The sequence below is a fragment of the Streptomyces yongxingensis genome (genome assembly GCF_055597465.1).
Map to the genome: position 1 here is coordinate 1,418,797 of NZ_CM145717.1, position 21,737 is coordinate 1,440,533.

At 71.8% G+C, this 21,737-nt stretch carries 7 protein-coding genes and 2 pseudogenes; 8 read left to right on the forward strand and 1 reads right to left on the reverse strand.

All coding sequences use genetic code 11. The features are described from left to right. Nucleotides 1-60 precede the first annotated feature (60 nt). The 7 genes and pseudogenes from ACZ6TD_RS05880 to ACZ6TD_RS05910 all read left to right on the forward strand — a co-directional run. A pseudogene (locus ACZ6TD_RS05880) lies at nucleotides 61-6,654 on the forward strand (type I polyketide synthase); the annotation flags it as partial. Nucleotides 6,655-6,742: 88 nt separating this feature from the next. Beyond that, nucleotides 6,743-12,583: a type I polyketide synthase gene (locus ACZ6TD_RS05885; protein WP_471351357.1), complete on the forward strand. Its 5,841-nt coding sequence runs from the start codon at nucleotides 6,743-6,745 to the stop codon at nucleotides 12,581-12,583. Between the two features lie 47 nt (nucleotides 12,584-12,630). Next, nucleotides 12,631-13,017, forward strand: coding sequence for a nuclear transport factor 2 family protein (locus ACZ6TD_RS05890; protein WP_471351359.1), 387 nt, complete (start codon nucleotides 12,631-12,633; stop codon nucleotides 13,015-13,017). Between the two features lie 35 nt (nucleotides 13,018-13,052). Then, nucleotides 13,053-13,520: a nuclear transport factor 2 family protein gene (locus ACZ6TD_RS05895; protein WP_137981537.1), complete on the forward strand. Its 468-nt coding sequence runs from the start codon at nucleotides 13,053-13,055 to the stop codon at nucleotides 13,518-13,520. Nucleotides 13,521-13,554: 34 nt separating this feature from the next. Next, nucleotides 13,555-14,985 carry an NAD(P)/FAD-dependent oxidoreductase gene (locus ACZ6TD_RS05900; RefSeq protein WP_471351360.1) on the forward strand — a complete coding sequence of 477 codons (1,431 nt, stop codon included), beginning with the start codon at nucleotides 13,555-13,557 and terminating at the stop codon, nucleotides 14,983-14,985. Continuing rightward, nucleotides 14,982-18,605, forward strand: a pseudogene (locus ACZ6TD_RS05905) (type I polyketide synthase); the annotation flags it as partial. The gene ACZ6TD_RS05900 and the pseudogene ACZ6TD_RS05905, both read left to right, overlap by 4 nt. 329 nt (nucleotides 18,606-18,934) lie before the next feature. Then, nucleotides 18,935-19,345 carry an acyl carrier protein gene (locus ACZ6TD_RS05910; RefSeq protein ID WP_471351361.1) on the forward strand — a complete coding sequence of 137 codons (411 nt, stop codon included), beginning with the start codon at nucleotides 18,935-18,937 and terminating at the stop codon, nucleotides 19,343-19,345. Nucleotides 19,346-19,426: 81 nt separating this feature from the next. Here the strand turns inward: ACZ6TD_RS05910 and ACZ6TD_RS05915 are convergent, their stop codons facing one another. Further along, nucleotides 19,427-20,686: a cytochrome P450 gene (locus ACZ6TD_RS05915; protein ID WP_471351363.1), complete on the reverse strand. Its 1,260-nt coding sequence runs from the start codon at nucleotides 20,684-20,686 to the stop codon at nucleotides 19,427-19,429. 172 nt (nucleotides 20,687-20,858) lie between these two features. Between ACZ6TD_RS05915 and ACZ6TD_RS05920 the strand changes: the two genes are divergently transcribed. Further along, nucleotides 20,859-21,725: an alpha/beta fold hydrolase gene (locus tag ACZ6TD_RS05920; protein ID WP_471351364.1), complete on the forward strand. Its 867-nt coding sequence runs from the start codon at nucleotides 20,859-20,861 to the stop codon at nucleotides 21,723-21,725. Nucleotides 21,726-21,737 lie beyond the last annotated feature (12 nt).

A 21,737-nucleotide genomic window follows, 5' to 3' on the forward strand; every position in this document is an offset into this window, starting at 1 on the left:
CCAAGGAGCCCCCGCTAGATGTCGAACGAAGAGAAGCTTCTCGACCACCTCAAGTGGGTCACGGCCGAGTTGCGCCAGACCCGTGAGCGTCTGCGGGAGGCCGAGTCCGCCGAGCCGGAGCCCATCGCGATCGTGGGCATGGCCTGCCGCTATCCGGGCGGGGTGCGGTCGCCGGAGGAGCTGTGGCGGCTGGTGCGGGACGGCGAGGACGCCGTCTCCGGCTTTCCCACGGACCGGGGTTGGGGCGTTGAGGAGCTGTTCGACCCGGATCCCGAAAGCTATGGGAAGTCCTATGTGGACCAGGGCGGATTCTGTTACGACGCGACCGAGTTCGACGCGGCCTTCTTCGACATCAGCCCCCGCGAGGCCCAGGCCATGGACCCCCAGCAGCGGCTGCTGCTGGAGACCGCGTGGGAGGCGTTCGAACGCGCCGGGCTCAACCGGGCGTCGCTGGGCGGCAGTAACACCGGGGTGTTCGCCGGGGTGGGTTCGCATGACTATCTGTCGGTCATCGGCGACATCACCAGCGAGGTGGAGGGCTATGTCGGCCCCGGGAACCTCGGCAGTGTGGTGTCCGGCCGGGTGGCGTACTCGCTCGGCCTCGAGGGGCCGGCGGTCACGGTGGACACCGCCTGTTCCTCGTCGCTGGTCGCCATCCATCTGGCGTGTCAGGCGCTGCGCAACGGCGAATGCGATCTGGCCCTGGCCGGTGGCGTGGCCGTGATGGCGACGCCCGGCGCGTTCATCGAGTTCTCCCGTCAGCGCGGCATGGCGCCGGACGGCCGCTGCAAGCCGTTCGCGGCGGCCGCCGATGGCACCGGGTGGGGCGAGGGCGCGGGATTGATCGTCCTGGAGCGCCTGTGTGAGGCGCAGCGCCGCAACCGCCGTGTCCTCGGGGTGATCCGGGGTTCCGCGGTCAACCAGGACGGGGCCAGCAACGGTCTGACGGCGCCGAACGGGCCCTCGCAGCAGCGGGTGATCCGGCAGGCCCTGGCCAACGCGCGGTTGTCCACCGCCGAGGTGGACGCGGTCGACGGACACGGCACCGGGACCACCCTCGGCGATCCGATCGAGGCGCAGGCGCTGCTGGCCACGTACGGCCAGGGCAGGCCGGAGGACCGGCCGCTGTGGCTGGGCTCGATCAAGTCCAACCTGGGGCACACGCAGGCCGCCGCCGGTGCGGCCAGTGTGATCAAGATGGTGATGGCGATGCGGCATGAGCTGCTGCCCGCCTCACTGCACATCGATGAGCCGACGCCGCACGCCGACTGGGCGTCGGGTGCGGTGCGGCTGCTGACCGAGCCGGTTGCGTGGCCGCGTGGGGAGCGTCCGCGCCGGGCCGGTGTGTCCGCGTTCGGGATCTCCGGTACGAACGCCCATCTGATCCTGGAGCAGGCACCCGCCCCCGCCGGGACGCCATCCGTCGCAACGGTGCCGACCGACGGCGACAGCGACGGTGTTCCGGCGGGTGGTGTGGTGCCGTGGGTGGTGTCCGGGCGTGGCGCTGAGGCATTGCGCGGTCAGGCACGGGCACTGGCCGAACGGATCGCCACCGACTCCGAGGCATCACCGACGGAAGTCGGCTGGTCACTCATCACCACCCGGTCCGTCTTCGACCACCGCGCCGTCATCATCGGCACACACCACGACGAACTCCTGACCGGACTCCACGCCCTCGCCACCGGCGACACCCACCCCACCCTCATCGAACCAAGCACCACCACCACCCGCGGCGGCCCAGGAACAGCAGGCACGGGCCCGGTCCTGGTCTTCCCCGGCCAAGGCTCCCAATGGCTCGGCATGGGCGCCGGACTCCTGGACACCTCACCCGCCTTCGCCACCCGCGTAACCGAATGCGAACAAGCCCTCACCCCCCACGTCGACTGGTCCCTGACCGAAGTCCTGCGCGGCGGCGTCAACACCGCCGACCTCACCCGCGTCGACATCATCCAGCCCACCCTATGGGCCGTCATGGTCTCCCTGGCCGCCGTATGGGACCACCACGGCGTCACCCCCACCGCCGTCGTCGGCCACAGCCAAGGCGAAATCGCCGCCGCCTGCATCGCCGGAGCCCTCACCCTCGACGAAGGCGCCCGCATCGTCGCCCTCCGCGCCCACGCCCTCCGCCGCCTCACCGGCCACGGCGCCATGGCCTCCCTCACCCTCAGCCAAAACCACACCGAAGAACTCCTCACCAAACTCGGCCAACCAGCCCACAACGTCGGCATCGCCGCCGTCAACGGACCCGGCTCCGTCGTCATCTCCGGACCACCCGAACAAGTCGACCACACCGTCACCGCCTGCCAACAAGCAGGCCACCGCGCCCGACACATCGACGTCGACTACGCCTCCCACAGCGCCCAAATCGACCAAATCGCAGATGAGTTGAGGGACATACTGTCGGGGATCGAGCCCGTCCAGGCGGAGGTGGCGTTCTACTCGACCGTCACCGGCACCCGCATGGACACCAGCGGACTCGACACCGCCTACTGGGTCAAGAACCTCCGCGAACGCGTCCGCTTCGCCGACGCCGTACGAGCACTCCTCGACGACGGCCACCGCGTGTTCATCGAAGCCAGTACCCACCCCGTCCTCACCATCGGCATGCAGGAGACCTTCGAGGAAGCCGGTGTGCCCGCCGCCGCGGTGCCGACCCTGCGCCGGGACCACGGCGACCACGCCCAGTTGATGCGGTCGGTGGCGCAGGCGTTCACCGCCGGGGTCACCGTCGACTGGACCCGCTGGTTCCCCACCGACCCCGCACCCCGCGTCATCGACCTGCCCACCTACGCCTTCCAGCGGCGGCGGTACTGGCTGGACGGGAGGGGTGGCCGCAGTGGCGACCCGGGCGACCTCGGGCTGGGGTCCGCTGAGCATCCGCTGCTCGGTGCCGCCGTGGAACTCGCGGAGGGCGGCGCCCATCTGCTGACCGGTCGGCTGTCGCCGCGAACCCGTCCCTGGCTGAACGACCACCGGGTGCTGGACACCGTTCTGCTGCCGGGCACCGCCTTCGCCGAGCTCGCCCTGCACGCGGCCGCGCGGACCGGCTGTGACCATGTGGCGGAGCTGACCCTGCACGCACCGCTGGTGATTCCGCAGGGCGAGGCGGTCGATGTGCAGATCGCCGTGGCCGCTCCCGATCACACGGGCGAGCGTCCGATCACGGTGTATTCACGGCCGGCGGCCGACACCGGCGATGCGGCCTGGACCCGGCACGCCACGGGGGCGCTCGCCACCTCCGCCGCCTCCAACTCCCATACCCTGGGCGGTGCTTGGCCGCCCCCCGGGGCGACACCGCTCCCCGTCGAGGACTTCTACCGGCGGCTCGCCGACCACGGATACCACTACGGACCGTCCTTCCAGGGCCTCACCGCCGCGTGGCGGCTGGACGGCGATGTCTACGCCGAGGTGTCCCTGCCCGAAGGGGAGCGCGAGGGCGCGACCGCGTACGGCATCCATCCCGCCCTGTTCGACGCCGCGCTGCACGCCCGCGCCCTGGACGTCGCCCCGGACTCCGAGGACGCGCACCGGATCCTGCTCCCGTTCACCTGGAGCGGTCTGCGGCTGCGCGCCACCGGCGCGGACACGCTGCGGATCCGCATCACTCCGACGGCATCGGACCGGCTCACCCTGCTCGCGGCCGATCCGACCGGCGCGGCGGTGGCCGTCGTGGACGATCTGATCCTGCGCCCGGTGCCGGACGGGCAGTTGGGCCGGGCCCGTGCGGCGGGCAGGAATGCGCTGTTCCAGCTCGCCTGGACGCGGATGACACCGGCCGAGGGCGCCCCCGCGTGCCGTTCGGCCGTGATCGGCCCGGACGGCGGCCCCCTGGCCGGCGCGCTGCCCGATGCCTCCCACCTCCCGGATCTCGCCGCCGTGCGGGCGGCCGTGGCGGACGGGGCCCCCGCCCCCGATGTGGTGTTCGCCTTCTTCGGCTCTTCCGCCGATGGCCGGGGCGATCCGGTGGAGCGCACCCATGACCTGGGCAGGGAGGCCCTCGGGGTGCTGCGGGAGTTCCTCGCCGCCCCTGAATTCACCGACGCACGGTTGGCGGTGGTCACCCGTGGGGCGGTCGCCCCGCAGAGCCATGAGGATGTCCACGATCTGCCCGCATCCGCCGTGTGGGGTCTGGTGCGCAGCGCCCAGTCGGAGAACCCCGGCCGGGTCCTGCTGCTCGACGTCGACGGACTCGAGCTCGACGGACGGGACGCCTCGCTACGGTCCCTGGCCGGCGCCGTGGCATCGGGCGAGCCCCAGCTTGCGCTGCGCGAGGGTGTGGCGTACGTACCGCGGCTGGTCCACGACGACGCGGCCAAGCGGCTCACCCCGCCGGAGGGGTCGGCGGCGTGGCGTCTGGGGCTGACCGGCCACGGCAGCCTGGATCAGCTGGCGCTGGTCGACTGCCCGGACAACACCCGCCCGCTGGGCCGGGGCGAGGTCCGGGTGGCGCTTCGGGCGGGCGGGGTGAACTTCCATGACGTCGTCGTCGCGCTCGGCATGGTGGAGGACCCCAGGCCACTGGGCGGCGACGGTGCGGGCGTGGTCGTCGAAGTGGGGCCCGACACCGAGGGGTTCGCGGTGGGCGACCGGGTGATGGGCCTGTTCAACGGCACCGGGCCGCTGGTCGTCACCGACGTCCGGATGATCACCAGGATCCCCGCGGGGTGGTCCTACGCACAGGCGGCCACCACACCGTCCGCCTTCCTCACGGCCTACTACGGTCTCGCCGACCTCGCGGGGCTGCGGGCCGGGGAGAAGCTGTTGCTGCACGCGGCCACCGGCGGGGTGGGCCTGGCGGCCGTGCAGCTTGCGCGCCACTGGCAGGCCGAGGTGTACGCCACGGCCGGACCGGCGAAGTGGCACGCCCTGCGGGAGCGCGGTTTCGACGACCGCCACATCGCCTCCTCGCGCACCCTCGACTTCGAGGAGCGGTTCCGCACCGCCGCCGGATCCGTCGACGTGGTGCTCAACTCCCTGGCCGGTGACTTCATGGACGCGTCCTTGCGGCTACTGGCGCCCGGTGGCCGCTTCATCGACATGGGCCGGACCGATGTCCGCGATTCCGGGGAGGTCGGCGCCCGGTATCCGGGGGTCGCCTACCGCGCGTTCGACCTGGTCGGCGGCGCGGGCCCGGACCGTGTCCAGCAGATGCTGGCCGAGTTGTCGACCCTCTTCGAGAACGGGACGCTGCAACCGCTGCCCACCACGCTGTGGGACATCCGCCGGGCCCCCGAGGCGTTCCGCTACTTCAGCCGGGCCCGCCACATCGGCAAGATCGTCCTGACGCTCCCCACCGCCCTCGACCCGGAGGGCACGGTCCTCATCACCGGTGGCACGGGCACCCTCGGCGCCGCCACCGCCCGCCATCTGGTGGCCCACCACGGCGTACGTCGGCTGCTGCTCATCAGCCGCCGGGGCCCCGACGCCCGGGGGGCCACGGAGCTGGTGGCCGAACTGACCGAGCTCGGCGCACACGTCTCCGTCGTGGCGTGTGACGCGGCCGACCGGGCCGCGCTGGCCAAGCTGTTGGAGACCGTTCCCGACCGCCATCCGCTCACCGCCGTCGTCCACGCCGCCGGGCTGCTGCGCGATGCCACGGTCGAAGCGCTCACGCCCGATCAGCTCGATGAGGTACTGCGGGCGAAGGCCGACGCGGCGTGGAATCTCCATGAACTCACCCGCGACGCCGGGCTGTCGGCGTTCGTGTTGTTCTCCGCGGCCGCCGGGCTGCTGGGCGCCGCGGGCCAGGGCAACTACGCGGCGGCCAACGCATTCCTGGACGCGCTCGCCGTGCACCGTCATGCCCGCGGCCTGCCCGCCACCTCCCTGGCCTGGGGGTATTGGGCCCAGACCACCGGGATGACCGGAGGGATGAGCGACACCGACCGGGCACGGCTGACGCGGGCCGGGATGGTGGGGCTGGAGACCGAACAGGGCCTCGCACTGCTCGACTTCGCGCTCGACAGCGGCCTGCCGACCCTGGCGCCCATCCGGCTCGACCTGGTCACCATGCGGCGTGAGGCCCATGCCGACGATCTGCCGCCCCTCTTCAGGAGCCTGGTGCGCGGCGCCGCCCCACAGGCGGCCACCGGAGCCATCGCGTCGGGCGGAGCGGCACCCGCCGAGGCGTTCGCCGCCATGTCCGGGGAGGACCGGCAGCAGGCGCTCCTGAAGCTGGTGCGCAATGCCACGGCGACGGTGCTGGGCCATGACGCGGCGGACGCCATCCACCCCGCCCAGAACTTCCGGGAGCTGGGCTTCGACTCGCTGACCGCCGTGGAGCTGCGGAACCGGCTGGGCGCCGCCACCGGTCTGCGGCTGCCCGCCACGCTGGTCTTCGACCACCCCACGCCCACCGCGGTGGTGCGGCTGCTGGAGGAGCTCCTCGCCCCGGCCGGGGCGGCGTCGGCGGACTCGCTCCTCACCGGCCTCGACTCCCTCGACGCCGCCTTGGCCGGGGGGATCACCGACCGGGAGCAGCGGGCCCGGATCGCGGCCCGGCTGCGGGAGTTGCTGCGCAAGGCGGACGGCCCGTGGCAGGACGCGGACGGCGACGACGACGCCGAGGAGGATCTGGCGTCGGCCAGCGACGAGGAGTTGTTCCGGGCGCTCGACAACGAGCTGACCGTCCCCTCCGACGACAGTCTCCGATGAATCAGGACCGCTGGACCAGGACCAGGACCAGGACCACTGGATCAGGACCGCTGAATCAGGACAGCCGTGACGATCGGGTTGATGCGATATGACGGATGACGAGAAGCTCCGCAGCTATCTCAAGCGGGCGACCGCCGATCTGCGTCTGGCCAGGCGGCAGTTGCGCGAGGTCGAGGACCGCGCCCGGGAGCCCGTCGCCATCATCGGGATGGCCTGCCACTTCCCCGGTGATGTGGCGACCCCCGAGGACCTGTGGCGAGTGGTGGACGAGGGCGTGGACGTCATCTCCTCGTTTCCCGAGGACCGTGGCTGGGACCTGGAGAGTCTCTACGACCCGGATCCGGAGCACGTCGGCACCAGCAGCGCTCGCGAGGGCGGATTCCTGCGCGATGTGGCCGACTTCGACGCCGAGTTCTTCGGGATCAGCCCGCGTGAGGCCGCGGCGATGGATCCGCAGCAGCGGCTGCTGCTGGAGACGGCGTGGGAGGCGTTCGAGCGCGCGGGGCTCACGCGGGAGGCGCTGGGCGGCAGTGCCACCGGGGTGTTCGCCGGGGTGGACTCGTACCACTACCTGTCGCTCATCGGCCAGACGACGAGCGACTCGGCGGGCTATGTAGCCACCGGGAACCTCGGCAGCGTGGTCTCGGGCCGGGTGTCGTACTCGTTCGGCCTGGAGGGGCCGGCGGTCACGGTGGACACGGCGTGCTCGTCGTCGCTGGTGGCCACGCATCTGGCCGTGCAGGCGCTGCGGCAGGACGAGTGCTCGCTGGCCCTCGCGGGCGGGGTGACGGTCATGGCCACGCCCGGTGGGTTCACCGAGTTCTCGCGTCAGCGCGCGCTGTCCCCGGACGGGCGGTGCAAGGCGTTCGCGGCGGCGGCCGACGGCACGGGCTTCTCCGAGGGCGTCGGCCTGGTGCTGCTGGAGCGGCTGTCGGACGCACGGCGCAACGGGCATCGGGTGCTGGCGGTGATCCGGGGCTCTGCGGTCAACCAGGACGGCGCGTCGAATGGTCTGACGGCGCCGAACGGGCCCTCGCAGCAGCGGGTGATCCGGCAGGCCCTGGCCAACGCGGGGCTGTCGCCGTCCGAGGTGGACGCGGTGGAGGCGCACGGCACGGGCACGACGCTGGGCGACCCCATCGAGGCGCAGGCGCTGCTGGCCACGTATGGGCAGGACCGGCCGGAGGGACGCCCCCTGTGGCTGGGCTCCATCAAGTCCAACATCGGGCACACCCAGGCCGCCGCCGGGGTGGCGAGCGTCATCAAGATGGTGCAGGCGCTGCGGCATGAGGTGCTGCCCGCCTCGCTGCACATCGACGAGCCGACACCGCATGTGGACTGGGGCGCGGGCGAGGTGCGGCTGCTGACCGAACCGGTCGAGTGGGCGGCGAACGGACGGCCGCGCCGTGTGGGTGTGTCGTCGTTCGGCATCAGCGGTACGAACGCCCATCTGATCCTTGAGCAGGCACCCGAACCGGCCGAGGCCGCCCCCGCATCGGACACCTCGGGGAGCGGTGTGTCGGCGGGTGGTGTTCCGGCGGGTGGTGTGGTGCCGTGGGTGGTGTCCGGGCGCGGCGCTGAGGCATTGCGCGGTCAGGCACGGGCACTGGCCGAACGGATCGCCACCGGCCCCGAGGCATCACCGACGGAAGTCGGCTGGTCACTCATCACCACCCGGTCCGTCTTCGACCACCGCGCCGTCATCATCGGCACACACCACGACGAACTCCTGACCGGACTCCACGCCCTCGCCACCGGCGACACCCACCCCACCCTCATCGAACCAAGCACCACCACCACCCGCGGCGGCCCAGGAACAGCAGGCACGGGCCCGGTCCTGGTCTTCCCCGGCCAAGGCTCCCAATGGCTCGGCATGGGCGCCGGACTCCTGGACACCTCACCCGCCTTCGCCACCCGCGTAACCGAATGCGAACAAGCCCTCACCCCCCACGTCGACTGGTCCCTGACCGAAGTCCTGCGCGGCGGCGTCAACACCGCCGACCTCACCCGCGTCGACATCATCCAGCCCACCCTATGGGCCGTCATGGTCTCCCTGGCCGCCGTATGGGACCACCACGGCGTCACCCCCACCGCCGTCGTCGGCCACAGCCAAGGCGAAATCGCCGCCGCCTGCATCGCCGGAGCCCTCACCCTCGACGAAGGCGCCCGCATCGTCGCCCTCCGCGCCCACGCCCTCCGCCGCCTCACCGGCCACGGCGCCATGGCCTCCCTCACCCTCAGCCAAAACCACACCGAAGAACTCCTCACCAAACTCGGCCAACCAGCCCACAACGTCGGCATCGCCGCCGTCAACGGACCCGGCTCCGTCGTCATCTCCGGACCACCCGAACAAGTCGCCCACACCGTCACCGCCTGCCAACAAGCAGGCCACCGCGCCCGACACATCGACGTCGACTACGCCTCCCACAGCGCCCAAATCGACCAAATCGCAGACGAGCTGCACGAACTCCTGGCCGGGGTCAAGCCGATGCCGGGCCAGGTGGCGTTCTACTCGACCGTCACCGGCACCCGCATGGACACCAGCGGACTCGACACCGCCTACTGGGTCAAGAACCTCCGCGAACGCGTCCGCTTCGCCGACGCCGTACGAGCACTCCTCGACGACGGCCACCGCGTGTTCATCGAAGCCAGCACCCACCCCGTCCTCACCATCGGCATGCAGGAGAGCATCGAGGAGGCGGGGGTCGAGGCGGTCACCATCCCGACCCTGCGGCGCGACCACGGTGGGCCGGCCCAGCTGGCACGGTCCGTGGCGCAGGCGTTCACCGCCGGGGTCACCGTCGACTGGACCCGCTGGTTTCCCACCGACCCCGCACCCCGCGTCATCGACCTGCCCACCTACGCCTTCCAGCGTGAGCGGTACTGGCTGGACGGAGAGGGCGGTCCGGGTGGCGATCCGGCCGATCTGGGGCTGACGGCCGCCGGGCATCCGCTGCTCGGTGCCGCCGTGGAACTCGCCGACGGCACCACCCACGTGCTCACCGGCCGGATCTCCACGCGGACCCATCCATGGCTCGCCGAGCATGTGGTGGCGGGTGCGGTGCTGGCGCCGGGCGCGATGCTGGTGGAGTGGGCGCTGCGGGCGGCCGACGAGGTCGGCTGCGGCGGTGTGGAGGAGCTGGCACTGCAGGTTCCGCTGGCGCTGCCCGAGTCCGGTGGCCTGCGGGTGCAGGTGGTGGTGGGTGCCGCGACGGAGGACGGTCGGCGCGAGGTGCGGATGTACTCGCGTCCTGACCGGCCCGACCGTCCCGGCGGCCCCAACGGCGTCGGCCACGCCCTGGCCCTCGGTCCCGGCCCGGACGCGGGGTGGGTGTGTCATGCGGTGGGTGTACTCGCACCCGCCGCCGACGCCCCCGCACCGGTGGAGGGCCTGGGCGGGGTATGGCCGCCGCCGGGCGCGGAGCCGCTGGACGTCGGCGCCTTCTACGAGCAGGTGATGGCGGCGGGGTACGGATACGGCCCGGCGTACCAAGGTCTGACGGCCGCGTGGCGCCATGGCGGGGATGTCCTCGCCGAGGTGGCGCTGCCCGATGCCGCAGGGGGCCGGGACGGATTCGGCATCCATCCGGTGCTGCTGGACGCGGCGCTGCATCCGTCGTTGCTGATGGACCGGCCCGAGGGGCAGGAGGACGACGGCCAGGTGTGGTTGCCGTTCGCCTGGAACGGCGTGTCCCTGTGGGCCACCGAGGCGGCCACCGTACGGGTCCGGCTGTCGCGGGACGAGGAGCGGCAGTCGCTGCGGCTGACGGTGGCGGACACGGTGGGCGCTCCGGTGCTGACGGTCGACTCGCTCGTGACCCGTCCGGCCGCGACGGACCGGCTGCGCACGGCCGCCCGTGCCGTGGACGGGCTGTTCGCCCTGGACTGGACGCCGCTGCCCGCTGCGGCCACCGCGCCGTCCCCCACTTCGGTGGTGGGCGACGGCGGTTGGGTGGTGCTGGGCGAGGACCGGCTGGGGCTGGCGGAGCCGGTCCAGGCGGGCACGGGCGCTGCCGTGGCGTGCCATCCGGACCTGGAAGCGCTGATCGCGGCCGTCGACACGGGTGAGCCCGCCCCTGCCGTCGTCCTGGTCCATCCGTCCGCCGCCGGGGGCGGCCACGGGGACGGGCTGGGGGCGACCGAGGAGCTGCTGGGGCTGGTGCAGTCCTGGCTGCGGCGGCCGGCGCTGGCCGACACGCGGCTGGTGGTCGTCACGCGGAGCGCGGTGGCGGCGGGCCGTCCAGGCAAAAACACCGATGACACCGATGACACCGATGACACCGACCACACCGACGACGCCTACGACATCGCGCTGGATCCGTCCGGTGCCGGGGCATGGGGATTGATCCGCAGCGCCCAGTCGGAGAACCCGGGCCGGTTTGTGCTGCTCGACCTCGATGAGTGCCGGGAGGGTCTCGTGGAGGCCGTGGTGCGCGCGGTCGACGCGCAGGAGCCCCAGGTGGCGGTGCGGGACGGCCGGATGCTGGTGCCCCGGATGGTCCGCGCGACGGCCGCACCCGGCCCGGCCATCGGCGGCCAGGACGAAGAGCAGACCACCGGACTCGACGCCGAGGGCACCGTGCTGATCACGGGTGGCACCGGCACCCTGGGCGCTCTGGTCGCCGAACACCTGGTGCGCACGTGGGGAGTCAGGCATCTGCTGCTGGTGAGCCGAAGCGGCCCGGAGGCCGCCGGGGCCGATGAACTCACCGACCGACTCACCGAGTTGGGCGCTCAGGTACGGATCGCCGCAGCCGATGTCACCGACCCGGACGCGGTGGCCGGTCTGGTGGCCGGGGTCGATCCCGCGCATCCGCTGACCGGTGTGGTCCACGCGGCCGGGGTGCTGGACGACGCGGTCCTCACCAGCCAGACCCCGGAGCGGCTGGCGCGGGTGTGGCGTCCGAAGGCCACGGCCGCGGCCCATCTGCACGCCGCGACCGCGGAGCTGCCGCTGTCCCTGTTCGTGATGTTCTCCTCCACGGCGGGCACGCTGGGTGCCTCCGGGCAGTCCAACTACGCCGCTGCGAACGCCTATTGCGATGCCCTGGCCGCCCGGCGCCGCGCCCTCGGCCTGCCGGGGCTTTCGGTGGCGTGGGGCCTGTGGTCCGACGCCAGCGGAATGACCGGGCATCTGGGGGAGACGGACCGGGCCAGGATGAGCCGGTCGGGCATCGGGGCGATGTCCAGCGAGCGGGCGCTGGGGCTGCTGGACGCCGCCGTGCGCCACGGCCACCACCATCTCATCGCCATCGACCTGGACGTACGGGCCCTGGCGGGCCGGCCGGCGCTCACCCTGCCCGCTCCCCTGCGGGCGCTCACCGGCGGCGGTACGGCCCGGCGCACCGCGGCCACGGCCCGCCCGCACACCGACTGGGCCGGTCATCTGGCCGCGCTGCCGGTGGAGGAGCAGCGCCGTACGCTGCTCAACCTGGTGCTCACCCATGCCGCGGCGGCGCTGGGCCACTCCGACCCGGGGCGGATCCAGACCGAGCGCGGCTTCCTGGAGCTCGGTTTCGACTCGCTGACCGCGATCGAACTGCGCAACAGGCTGACGGCCGTGACCGGGCTGCGGCTGGCCACCACCCTCATTTTCGACCACCCGAATCCGGCCGCGCTCGCCGCCCATCTGCACGCGGAATTGGCGCCCGAGGATGTGGATCCGCTTCCCCCGATGCTGGGCGAAATCGACAGGCTGGAAAGCGCGCTGCTTTCCGTGGCCCAGGACGAGACGGCGCATGAGGCGCTGCTGAAGCGTCTTCAGTCCACGCTGTCGAAGCTGGGCGCCCTGCACGGCGGCGGGACGGAGGAAAGCCAAGCGGCCGGCCGTATTCAGGACGCCACGGCCGACGAGATCTTCCAGTTCATCGACCAGGACCTGGGCCGAAGCGAAAGCGACGGAGAGCACGCACATGGGGGCACACGGTGATTGATGAGCGAAGCCGGAAGAAGCTCATTCTCGAGCACAGCCGCCGGATGAACGCCGCGGATATCGACGGCCTACTCGAACTCTACGCGGACGAGGTCTCATTCGAGGATCCGGTCGGATCGGGGCCCAGGACCGGACGGGACGCCCTTCGTGCGCATTTCGAGGAGCTCGCCGCGGCGGGTATCACCGAGATTCCCGGTGAGCCGGTCGCGGGGCAGGACGGTGTGCATGTCCTGGTGCCGGTGACGGCCACCATGGACTATCTGCCCAAAGGCCCCGGCTTCGCCGAGCGCGGCTGGCTGACGGCCCCGGACGCCCCGGAGGACTCCCGCATCACCTGGGACTACGTCCTGATGATGCGCGCGGGGGCCGGTGGCCTCATTCAGGAACTGCAGATGTTCTGGGGGAGGTCGGACATTGGTATCGCCGGCTGATCCCCCACGACCCCGGCACCGCACAGGAGGCGTTCATGGCCGATGAGGCGACCCTCAAGAGGATGGCTCTGGAATACGCGCGGCGCATGAACGAGGGTGATGTCGAGGCCGTATTGGAGCTGTTCTCGGACGATATCGTCTTCGAGGACCCGGTCGGCGCGCCCCCGCTCATCGGAAAGGACGCGCTTCGCGAACACATCGCCTGGTCCATCGAATGCCAGGTGCACGAGACCCCGGGCCGTCCGGTCACCTCGATGGACGGCCGCAGGGTGGCGGTGCCGACCACGGTCACGGTGTACGCGCCGGCCAAACTCACCTTCAGCATCATCGGCGTGATCGAACTCGGTGATGACGGTCTGGTCCATCACGCCCAGGCGTTCTGGGGCATCACGGATACGAAAGTGGGCGACGGCCCCGAACTCACCGGGGTCGCGCATTTCATGGCGGTCACCCAGAACCTCGCCAAGATGGTCCAGGCCAAGGGCAGCCCCAGTCCGATGTAAAGCCGTAAGCGGTGAAGGGACGAGAGCGAAAACCATGACCGAACCCACACACGGAGTCGTTCTGGGCGGAGGCTGGGCGGGAATGCTGGCTGCCCATGTGCTGGCCCGCCATCTGGAGCGCGTCACCGTCGTGGAGCGCGATGTGCTTCCGGACGGCCCCCGGCACCGCAAGGGATCGCCGCAGGGGCGCCACGTCCATGTGCTGTGGTCCAGCGGTGCGCGCATCGTGGACACGCTGCTGCCGGGCATGATCGACCAACTGCTCGACGCGGGCGCCCGCCGGATCGGATTCCATCAGGACCTCGTGACCTTGACGTCCCACGGCTGGCAGCACCGCTTTCCGCCGCGGCAGTACGCCCTGATGTGCACCCGTCCGTTCCTGGACTGGAAGGTCCGCGACCGCGTGCTCGCCACCGGGCGGATCGCGGTGCGCCAGCGCACCGAGATCCTCGATCTGGTCGGCGATGCCAAACGGGTCACCGGGGTCCGGGTGCGCGACATGGACACCGGGGCGGGCGAAACCCTGGAGGCCGATCTGGTGGTCGATGCCTCCGGGCGCGGTTCCCGGCTCCGGCACTGGCTGTCGGCGCTGGATGTGCCGCCGCTGGAGGAGGACATCGTCGACGCGGGCATCGCCTACGCCACCCGTGTGTACCAGGGCCCGCCGGGCGCCGCCGCCGGATTCCCCGCCGTCAATGTGGCCGCCGACCACCGGCTGCGCGAGCCGGGCCGGTTCGGGGTGGTGTATCCCCAGGAGGACGGCACCTGGATGGTGACCCTGTCGTGCACCCGGGGCGCCGGGCTGCCCACCCACGACGACGAGTTCCTGCCCTACGCGCGGACGCTGCGCCATCCGCTGGTCGCCGATCTCATCGCGCTCGCGAAGCCACTGACCTCGGTGGCCGTCTCAAGGGTCGGCGCCAACCGGCGGCTGTATCCGGAGCGGCTGGACATCTGGCCGGAGGGGCTGCTGGTGCTCGGGGACGCGCTGGCCGCGTTCAACCCGATCTACGGGCATGGCATGAGCTCGGCGGCTCGCGCGGCCGCCGCTCTGGACGCCGAACTCCAGCGGTCCGGGATCGCCGGGGGAACGACGCACCGGGCCCAGCAGGCGATCAGCGCCACCGTGGACGACCCCTGGATCATGGCCGCGTCCAAGGACGTGGAGTACGTCAACTGCCGGATGAACACGACGGATCCACGGCTGACGGGCGGGGCCGTGGCGCGGCAGCGCTTCTCCGATCTGATCGCCGACCGGTCGATCCGCTCCTCGGCGGTGTGTGATGTGGTGACCGACGTCATCAGTCTCACCGCCCCACAGTCCGAGCTGGCGTCCAGCGGCTTCCTTTCGCTGATGCAGAAGGACCGGGTCCTCCCGGAGCTCACCGAGCCGCCGCTGACCGCCGATGAGCTGGCGCTGGTGGATCTGAGCCCGCGCAGCACAGTGGGTGCGGGCGGCTCATGAGCAACGAGGAAAAGCTCGTCGACTATCTGAAGTGGACCACGTCCGAGCTCCACGAGACCCGGCAGCGGCTGCGGGAGGTGCGGGAGGACCTCGACGAGCCGATCGCCATCGTCGGGATGGCCTGCCGCTTCCCCGGCGGGGTGCGCACCCCGGCCGAGCTGTGGGACCTGGTGGCCGACGGGCGGGACGCCGTCTCCAGCTTCCCCACCGACCGGGGCTGGGACCTGGAGAACCTCTACCACCCCGATCCGGAAAACCACGGCACCTCGTACGTGCGGGCCGGCGGCTTCATCTATGACGCGGCCGACTTCGACGCGGAGTTCTTCGACATCGGCGCCCGGGAGGCGGCGGCCATCGAACCGCAGCAGCGGATGCTGCTGGAGCTGGCGTGGGAGGCGACGGAGAGCGCCGGCATCGATCCGCACACCCTGCGGGGCAGCCGGACCGGCGTCTACACGGGGGTGATGTACCACGACTACGCCTCACGTCTGGACGAGATCCCCGAGGGCCTGCTGGGCCATGTGGGCAACGGCAACGCGGGCAGTGTGTCCTCGGGCCGGGTGGCGTTCACCCTCGGCCTGCGGGGCGCGGCGGTCAGCCTGGACACCGCGTGTTCGTCGTCGCTGGTGGCGATGCACCTGGCGGCCGGGGCGCTGCGGCGGCGCGAGTGCACGCTGGCGCTGGCCGGTGGCGCCGCCATCATGTACACCGCGAGCGTGTTCCAAGTGGCGTCCAGCCAGCGCCAGTTGTCTCCCGATGTCCGGTGCCGGTCGTTCGCGGACGGCGCCGACGGCATGGTGTACGGGGAGGGCGCCGGTCTGCTGCTGCTGGAGCGGCTGTCGGACGCACGGCAAAACGGCCATCCGGTGCTGGCCGTGATCCGCGGTTCGGCGATCAACCAGGACGGTGCCAGTACGGGCATGGCCGCGCCCAACGGCCCCGCCCAGCAGCAGCTGATCCGCGACGCCCTGGCGAACGCCCGGTTGGCCACGGGGGACGTGGACGCGGTGGAGGCGCATGGCACGGGTACCGCGTTCGGCGACTCCATCGAGCTCCAGGCGCTGCTCGCCACGTACGGGCAGGACCGTCCGGACGACCGGCCGCTGCTGCTGGGATCCATCAAGTCGAACATCGGTCATACGCAGGCCGCCGCCGGAATGGCCGGTGTGATCAAGATGGTGATGGCGATGCGCCGGGGCGTGCTGCCGCGTTCGCTCCACATCGACCGGCCGACCCGGCTGGTGCACTGGCGCAAGGGCGCGGTGCGGCTGCTGACCGAGCGGATGGACTGGCCGCGGGTGGACCGGCCGCGGCGGGCCGGTGTGTCCTCGTTCAGCGCCAGCGGCACCAACGCCCACGTGATTCTGGAGCAGTTCACCGAACCGGTGGAGGGCGCCGACGACGGTGACCCCCGCGATCCGGAGGTGGTGCCGTGGGTGCTGTCCGCGCGCGGCGCGGCGGCGCTGCGCGGCCAGGCCCGTGCGCTGGCCGCACATACGGCCGCTCCCGGGCTGTCCCCCGCAGACGTTGGCTGGTCGCTGGTGACCACGCGGTCGGTGTTCGACCACCGCGCGGTCGTGGTCGGCCGGGGGCCGGACGAGTTGAGGGCGGGGCTGGCGGCGCTTGCGGCCGGTGAGCCGCATCCCGCGGTGGTGGGGCCCGATGTGGCCCGTTCCGGCACGGCGGCTTCGGCGGGCGGGACGGTGTTCGCCTTCGGTGGCGAGGGCGGTCATCCGCCGGGGACGGGCGCCGGGCTGTACGACCGGTTCCCGGTCTTCGCCATGGCCTTCGACGAGGTCGGTGGGCTGCTCGGGGTGAAGGGGGGACCCGACGTGTCCTCCCGGGCCGGGCTGTTCGCCCTCTACATCGCGCTGGCCCGGCTGCTGGCCTCGGTGGGGGTGCGCCCCGACGCGGTGGTGGGCCGCGGGGTCGGGGAGATCGCCGCGGCACACATCACCGGTGCTCTGGACCTCGCCCACGCCTGCCGGCTGGTGGCCGCCGACGCCGATCGGGGGCCGGTGGAGTACGAGCGACCGCCCATGCCCTCGCTCGACGAGGCCGGTGCGGTGTGGGAGCTGGGGCCCGGGACGATGCTGCCCTCCGCCCCGGCCGCGCTGGCGCTGTCGCCCTTCCGTGGCGAGGGGTCCGAGGTGCGGGAGCTGATGTGCGGCCTGGCCCGTATGCACACCATGGGCGCCACCGTGGACTGGGCCGCCCTGTTCGACGCCGATCCGGCGCCCCGCACCGTCGCCCTGCCCACCTACGCCTTTCAGCGACAGCGCTTCTGGCTGGAGAACGAGGCGCCGGCGGATGCCGTGCCCACGGTCGAGACCTGGGCGGAGGCCGAGTTCTGGGATGCCGTGGAACGTACGGACGCGGCGGCCCTGACGCGGGCGCTCGAGGTCCCGGCCGACCGGCGGGAGGTGCTCGCGGAGATCCTGCCCGCCCTGGCCACCTGGCGGCGGCAGCGGGAGTGGCGCTACCGCATCGCCTGGAAGCCCCTACCCGACCCACCGACGCCACGGCTGACCGGCACCTGGCTGGTCGTGACGTCCGGCGACGACGGGGACGACGGGGACGACGCCACGGTGGACGCGGTGACCGCCGCGCTGCGCGACCATGGCGCGGAGACCGTCGCGTTCGCCCCGGACACCACGGCGTCGGACTCCACACCGCCGGACGCCGAGGCGCGGGCCCGGCGGATGGCCGAGGCCGTCGCCGGACGGCCGGTCGCGGGGGTGCTCTCCGTGCTGGCCCTGGAAAGCGCGCGCCCCCCGGCCGACGACGGGCGGAGCCCGGCGCTCGCCCCGACCGTGGAGTTGTTCGAGACGCTGCGGCGGGCCGGGGTCGAGGCCCCGGTGTGGCTGGCCACCCGCGGTGGCGTCAGCGTCGACGTGGGCGATCGGATGTCCCGTCCGGAGCAGGCCGGGTTCTGGGGCCTGGGCGGCGCGCTGGCGATGGAGCGTCCGCGCTGGTGGGGCGGGCTGGTCGAGCTGCCGGAGAGGTTCGACGACCGCGCGGGGCGACGGCTCACGGGGGTGCTGGCCGGGGCGTACGGCGAAGGAGAGGTGGCCGTACGAGCCGACAGTTGCTTCGCCCGGCGCCTGGTGCGCGATGTCCCCACGGCCCTCACCACCTCCGCCCGGCGGCTCCGGGGAACGGCCCTCATCACGGGCGCCGCCACCGCCCTGGGCGCGCACACCGCCCGCTGGGCGGCCGAGGACGGCGCCGAACACCTGCTGCTCATCGACACCGCGCCACCGGCCGCCGACCTGGTGGCCGAGCTCGGCGCCTCGGGCGTACGGGTGTCCGTGGCCACCCTCGATGTGGCGGACCCCGAGGCGCTCGCCACGGCCGTGGCGGGCATTCCCGCGGAGTTCCCGCTGACCGCCGTCCTGCATCTCACGGCGCCCCTGGCCGCCGAGGCGGGGCGGCTGGAGGTGGCGCGGATCGAGCACGAGTGGGCGGCCACGGTGGCGGGCGCGGTGAACCTCTGCGCCCTCGGCAGCGACCATGAGCTGTCGGCCTTGGTGCTCGGGTGCTCGGTCGTGGGCGTCCTGCCCAGCCCGGGTCTGGGCAACCAGGCGCCGGCGCACGCCTACTTGAGCGCACTCGCCCAGGAGTGCCGGGCAAGGGGCGTTCCGGCGACATCGGTGTGCTGGGGCTCGATCGACGATCCCGACACAGCCGCCGGCGCCGCCAAGCAACTGCGCACCAACGGGCTGCCCGCGCTGCCCCAGCGCTCGGCCGCCGCCCTGCTGCGGCAGGCGGTCATGGCGGACACGGCGTCCGTGGTCATCGCGGACATCGACTGGACCTGGATGACCGCACACGCCTCCGAGCTGGGAACACATCGGCTCTTCGATGACGTCTCCGGCCCTTCGAGCACGCCGCATACGCACCGCGGTCGGTGACCGACGCCGACCGGCCCAACCAGGCGGGAGTACCCATGAACGCACACACCAAAGTCAACAACCACACCCCCGGCGACGCCACCGAAGCCCAAGGAGACGGATCCGCGATGCAGACGGAGAAGAGCGAGACCGCACTCGACGGGGCGGCGCTGCACCAGGCGCTCGCCATCGCCACGGCCGAGGGGCGGGAGGACATCATGCGGGAGACCGTACGGACGCAGTTGGCCGACATCCTGGCGCCCACCGTGGTGGACGATGACAGCAACTTCCTGGAGAACGGGCTCACTTCGCTGACCGCGCTCGAGCTCACCCGCAATCTGATGACGCTCACCGACGTGGAGATCCCCCTCGTCGCCATCCTGGAGTACCCCACCCCCGCCCAGCTCGGCCACTACCTGGCCGAGGCGTACGCCGCGGTCACCTCCGGTGACGGCGCCACGGCCTAGTCCGGCCCGCGGGGCACAACGCGCGCGGGAGGGGGATCAGCCCCCTCCCGCGCGGCGTTTTTGATGATGCGGGGCAGGTGGTCAGAAGGCGCACTCCACATGCTTGATGGCCTCGACGAAGCTGGCCACCAGCCGCCGGGGCTCCCCCACCGTGCGGATCTCCGGCAACCGGCTGAACAGCTCGCGGAAGAGCACCGTGACCTCCATCCGGGCGAGATGGGCACCCAGGCAGAAGTGCGGTCCGACCGACCCGAAGGTCATATGGGGATTGGGGTCCCGGGTGATGTCGAACGCGTAGGGGTCGGGGAAGACGTCCTCGTCCCGGTTGGCCGACCAGTAGAAGAGCAGCAGCTTGTCTCCCTCCGTGAAGCGGTGGCCGTTCACCTCGCAGTCGCGCCGGACGGTGCGCCGCATCCAGTTGATGGGGGTCGCGACCCGCAGAATCTCCTCGACCGCGCCCGGCGCGTAGCCCTCGAAGTCGGAGAGCAACAGCTTCCGCTGCTCCGGGTGCTCGCTGAGCAGCACCAGACCGCGCGAGATGGCGTTGCGGGTCGTCTCCATTCCGGCGACGACGAGCAGGATGAAGAAGGACGAGAGCTCTTCGGGGCTCAGCCGCTCACCGTCGATCTGCGCCTGCACCAGCCGGGTGATCAGGTCCCCCGTGGGGTTGCGGGTGCGGTCGGCGGCGAGCCGTGCGATGTAGTCGGCGAGTTCATGGGAGGTCTTCAGCAGAGCGGCGGTGGCCTGATCGGCCCGGGGAACATATTCCGGATCGAAGGTGCCCACGATGATATTGGACCGGTCGTAAATGAACTCGTAGTCATCATCGGGAATCCCCATCATGCCGCTGAGCACCGCGATCGGCATGATCGCCGCGACCTTCCGGACGAAGTCGCCGGGCCCTTCCGCGATGAGGTCGTCGACAATCTTCCGGGCCGCCTTGTGGGACGCCGCCTCGAACTCGGCGGCCATTCCCCGGCCGAACGCGCGGGAGACCAATCGGCGCATCCGGGCGTGCTGGGGATTGTCCATATTGATCATCGATCCGAAGAAGTTGTTGAACTCCTCCGGCAGATCGATGATGCTGATCGCGGTGGGCACGGAGCCGAAGTCCTGCGGGCGCCGGCTCACCTCGGCGATATCGGCATGCCGCACCATCGCGTAATAGCCGGAACCCTGCCCGAACCCGGGCATGACCGGCTCGCGGAAGAGAACGGGCTCCGGCCGTCCGCGGAGCGCCGCGAAGGCGGCGTCGCGGTCGCCGTAGGGCTGTGCCCAGAAGGACAAGTCGGTGAGGTCGATGTTGTCGATGTGGGCGAACCTGGATTCCGGGGGATACACGGCGCCTCACTTCAGCTCGGAGTCTACGGTCGGCAAGGGAGGTGGGTCGGCATGAGAGTATGAATCACCCGGTCATCCAGCATCTCGCGTCCCGCTTAAGCGCCGCTAATCTGGGAATACATCACATCCCCAGCGGTCGAATCGGATTGGGCGGTCCGGCTAGAATTCCGTCATGGATCTTTCCGTGCCCGTAACCGACGATGTGAAGTTGCATTTCCGGCACCGGCCGGGAACGGCACCGCTTCCCTTTCTCCTGGTCCATGGCATGGCGTCGAGTGCCCGGCTGTGGGACGAGGTCGCCGACCACCTGGCCGCCGCGGGCCATGCGGTGTACGCGGTGGATCTGCGCGGCCACGGGGACTCCGACGCCCCGGAGACCGGGTACGACACCCCGACCGCGGTCGCGGATCTGGTGGCGGCGTCCGCCGCTCTCGGGCTGGACCGGGTGGTGGTGGCCGGTCACTCCTGGGGCGGCAATATCTCGGTACGGCTGACCGCCGAGCACCCCGAGCTGGTCGCCGCGCTGGCCCTGGTGGACGGCGGCTGGCTGGAGCCGGCCAAGGCGTTCTCCTCCTGGGAGGCGTTCGTCGGGGCGCTGCGGCCGGCGTCCTTGGAGGGCGCCACCGTGCAGAGCGTGAGCGACTACTTCCGTGCCATCCACCCGGACTGGTCCCCGGCGGCGATCGAGGCCGCGGTGGCCACGATGCGGGAGAACCCGGACGGGTCGCTGTCCCGGCGCATGTCCACCGAGCAGCACATGTCGGTCCTGCACAGCATCTGGAACGAGCCGCCGAGGCCGTGGTACGCGGCCATCGACGTGCCCACCCTGCTGATGCCCGCCATCCCCAAGGGCGCCGACGCGAAGTGGGCGGACCGCATCCGCTCCCGCGTCAGGGAGACCACGGCCGATCTGCGCCATGCGACGATGCGTGAATATCTCGACTCCGAGCACGATCTGCACGCCCAGCACCCCCGGCGGGTGGCCGACGATCTGCTCGACCTGGCCCGCGGCCTCCAGCCGGCCGGCAACGCTCGCTGACCGGCACGGCAC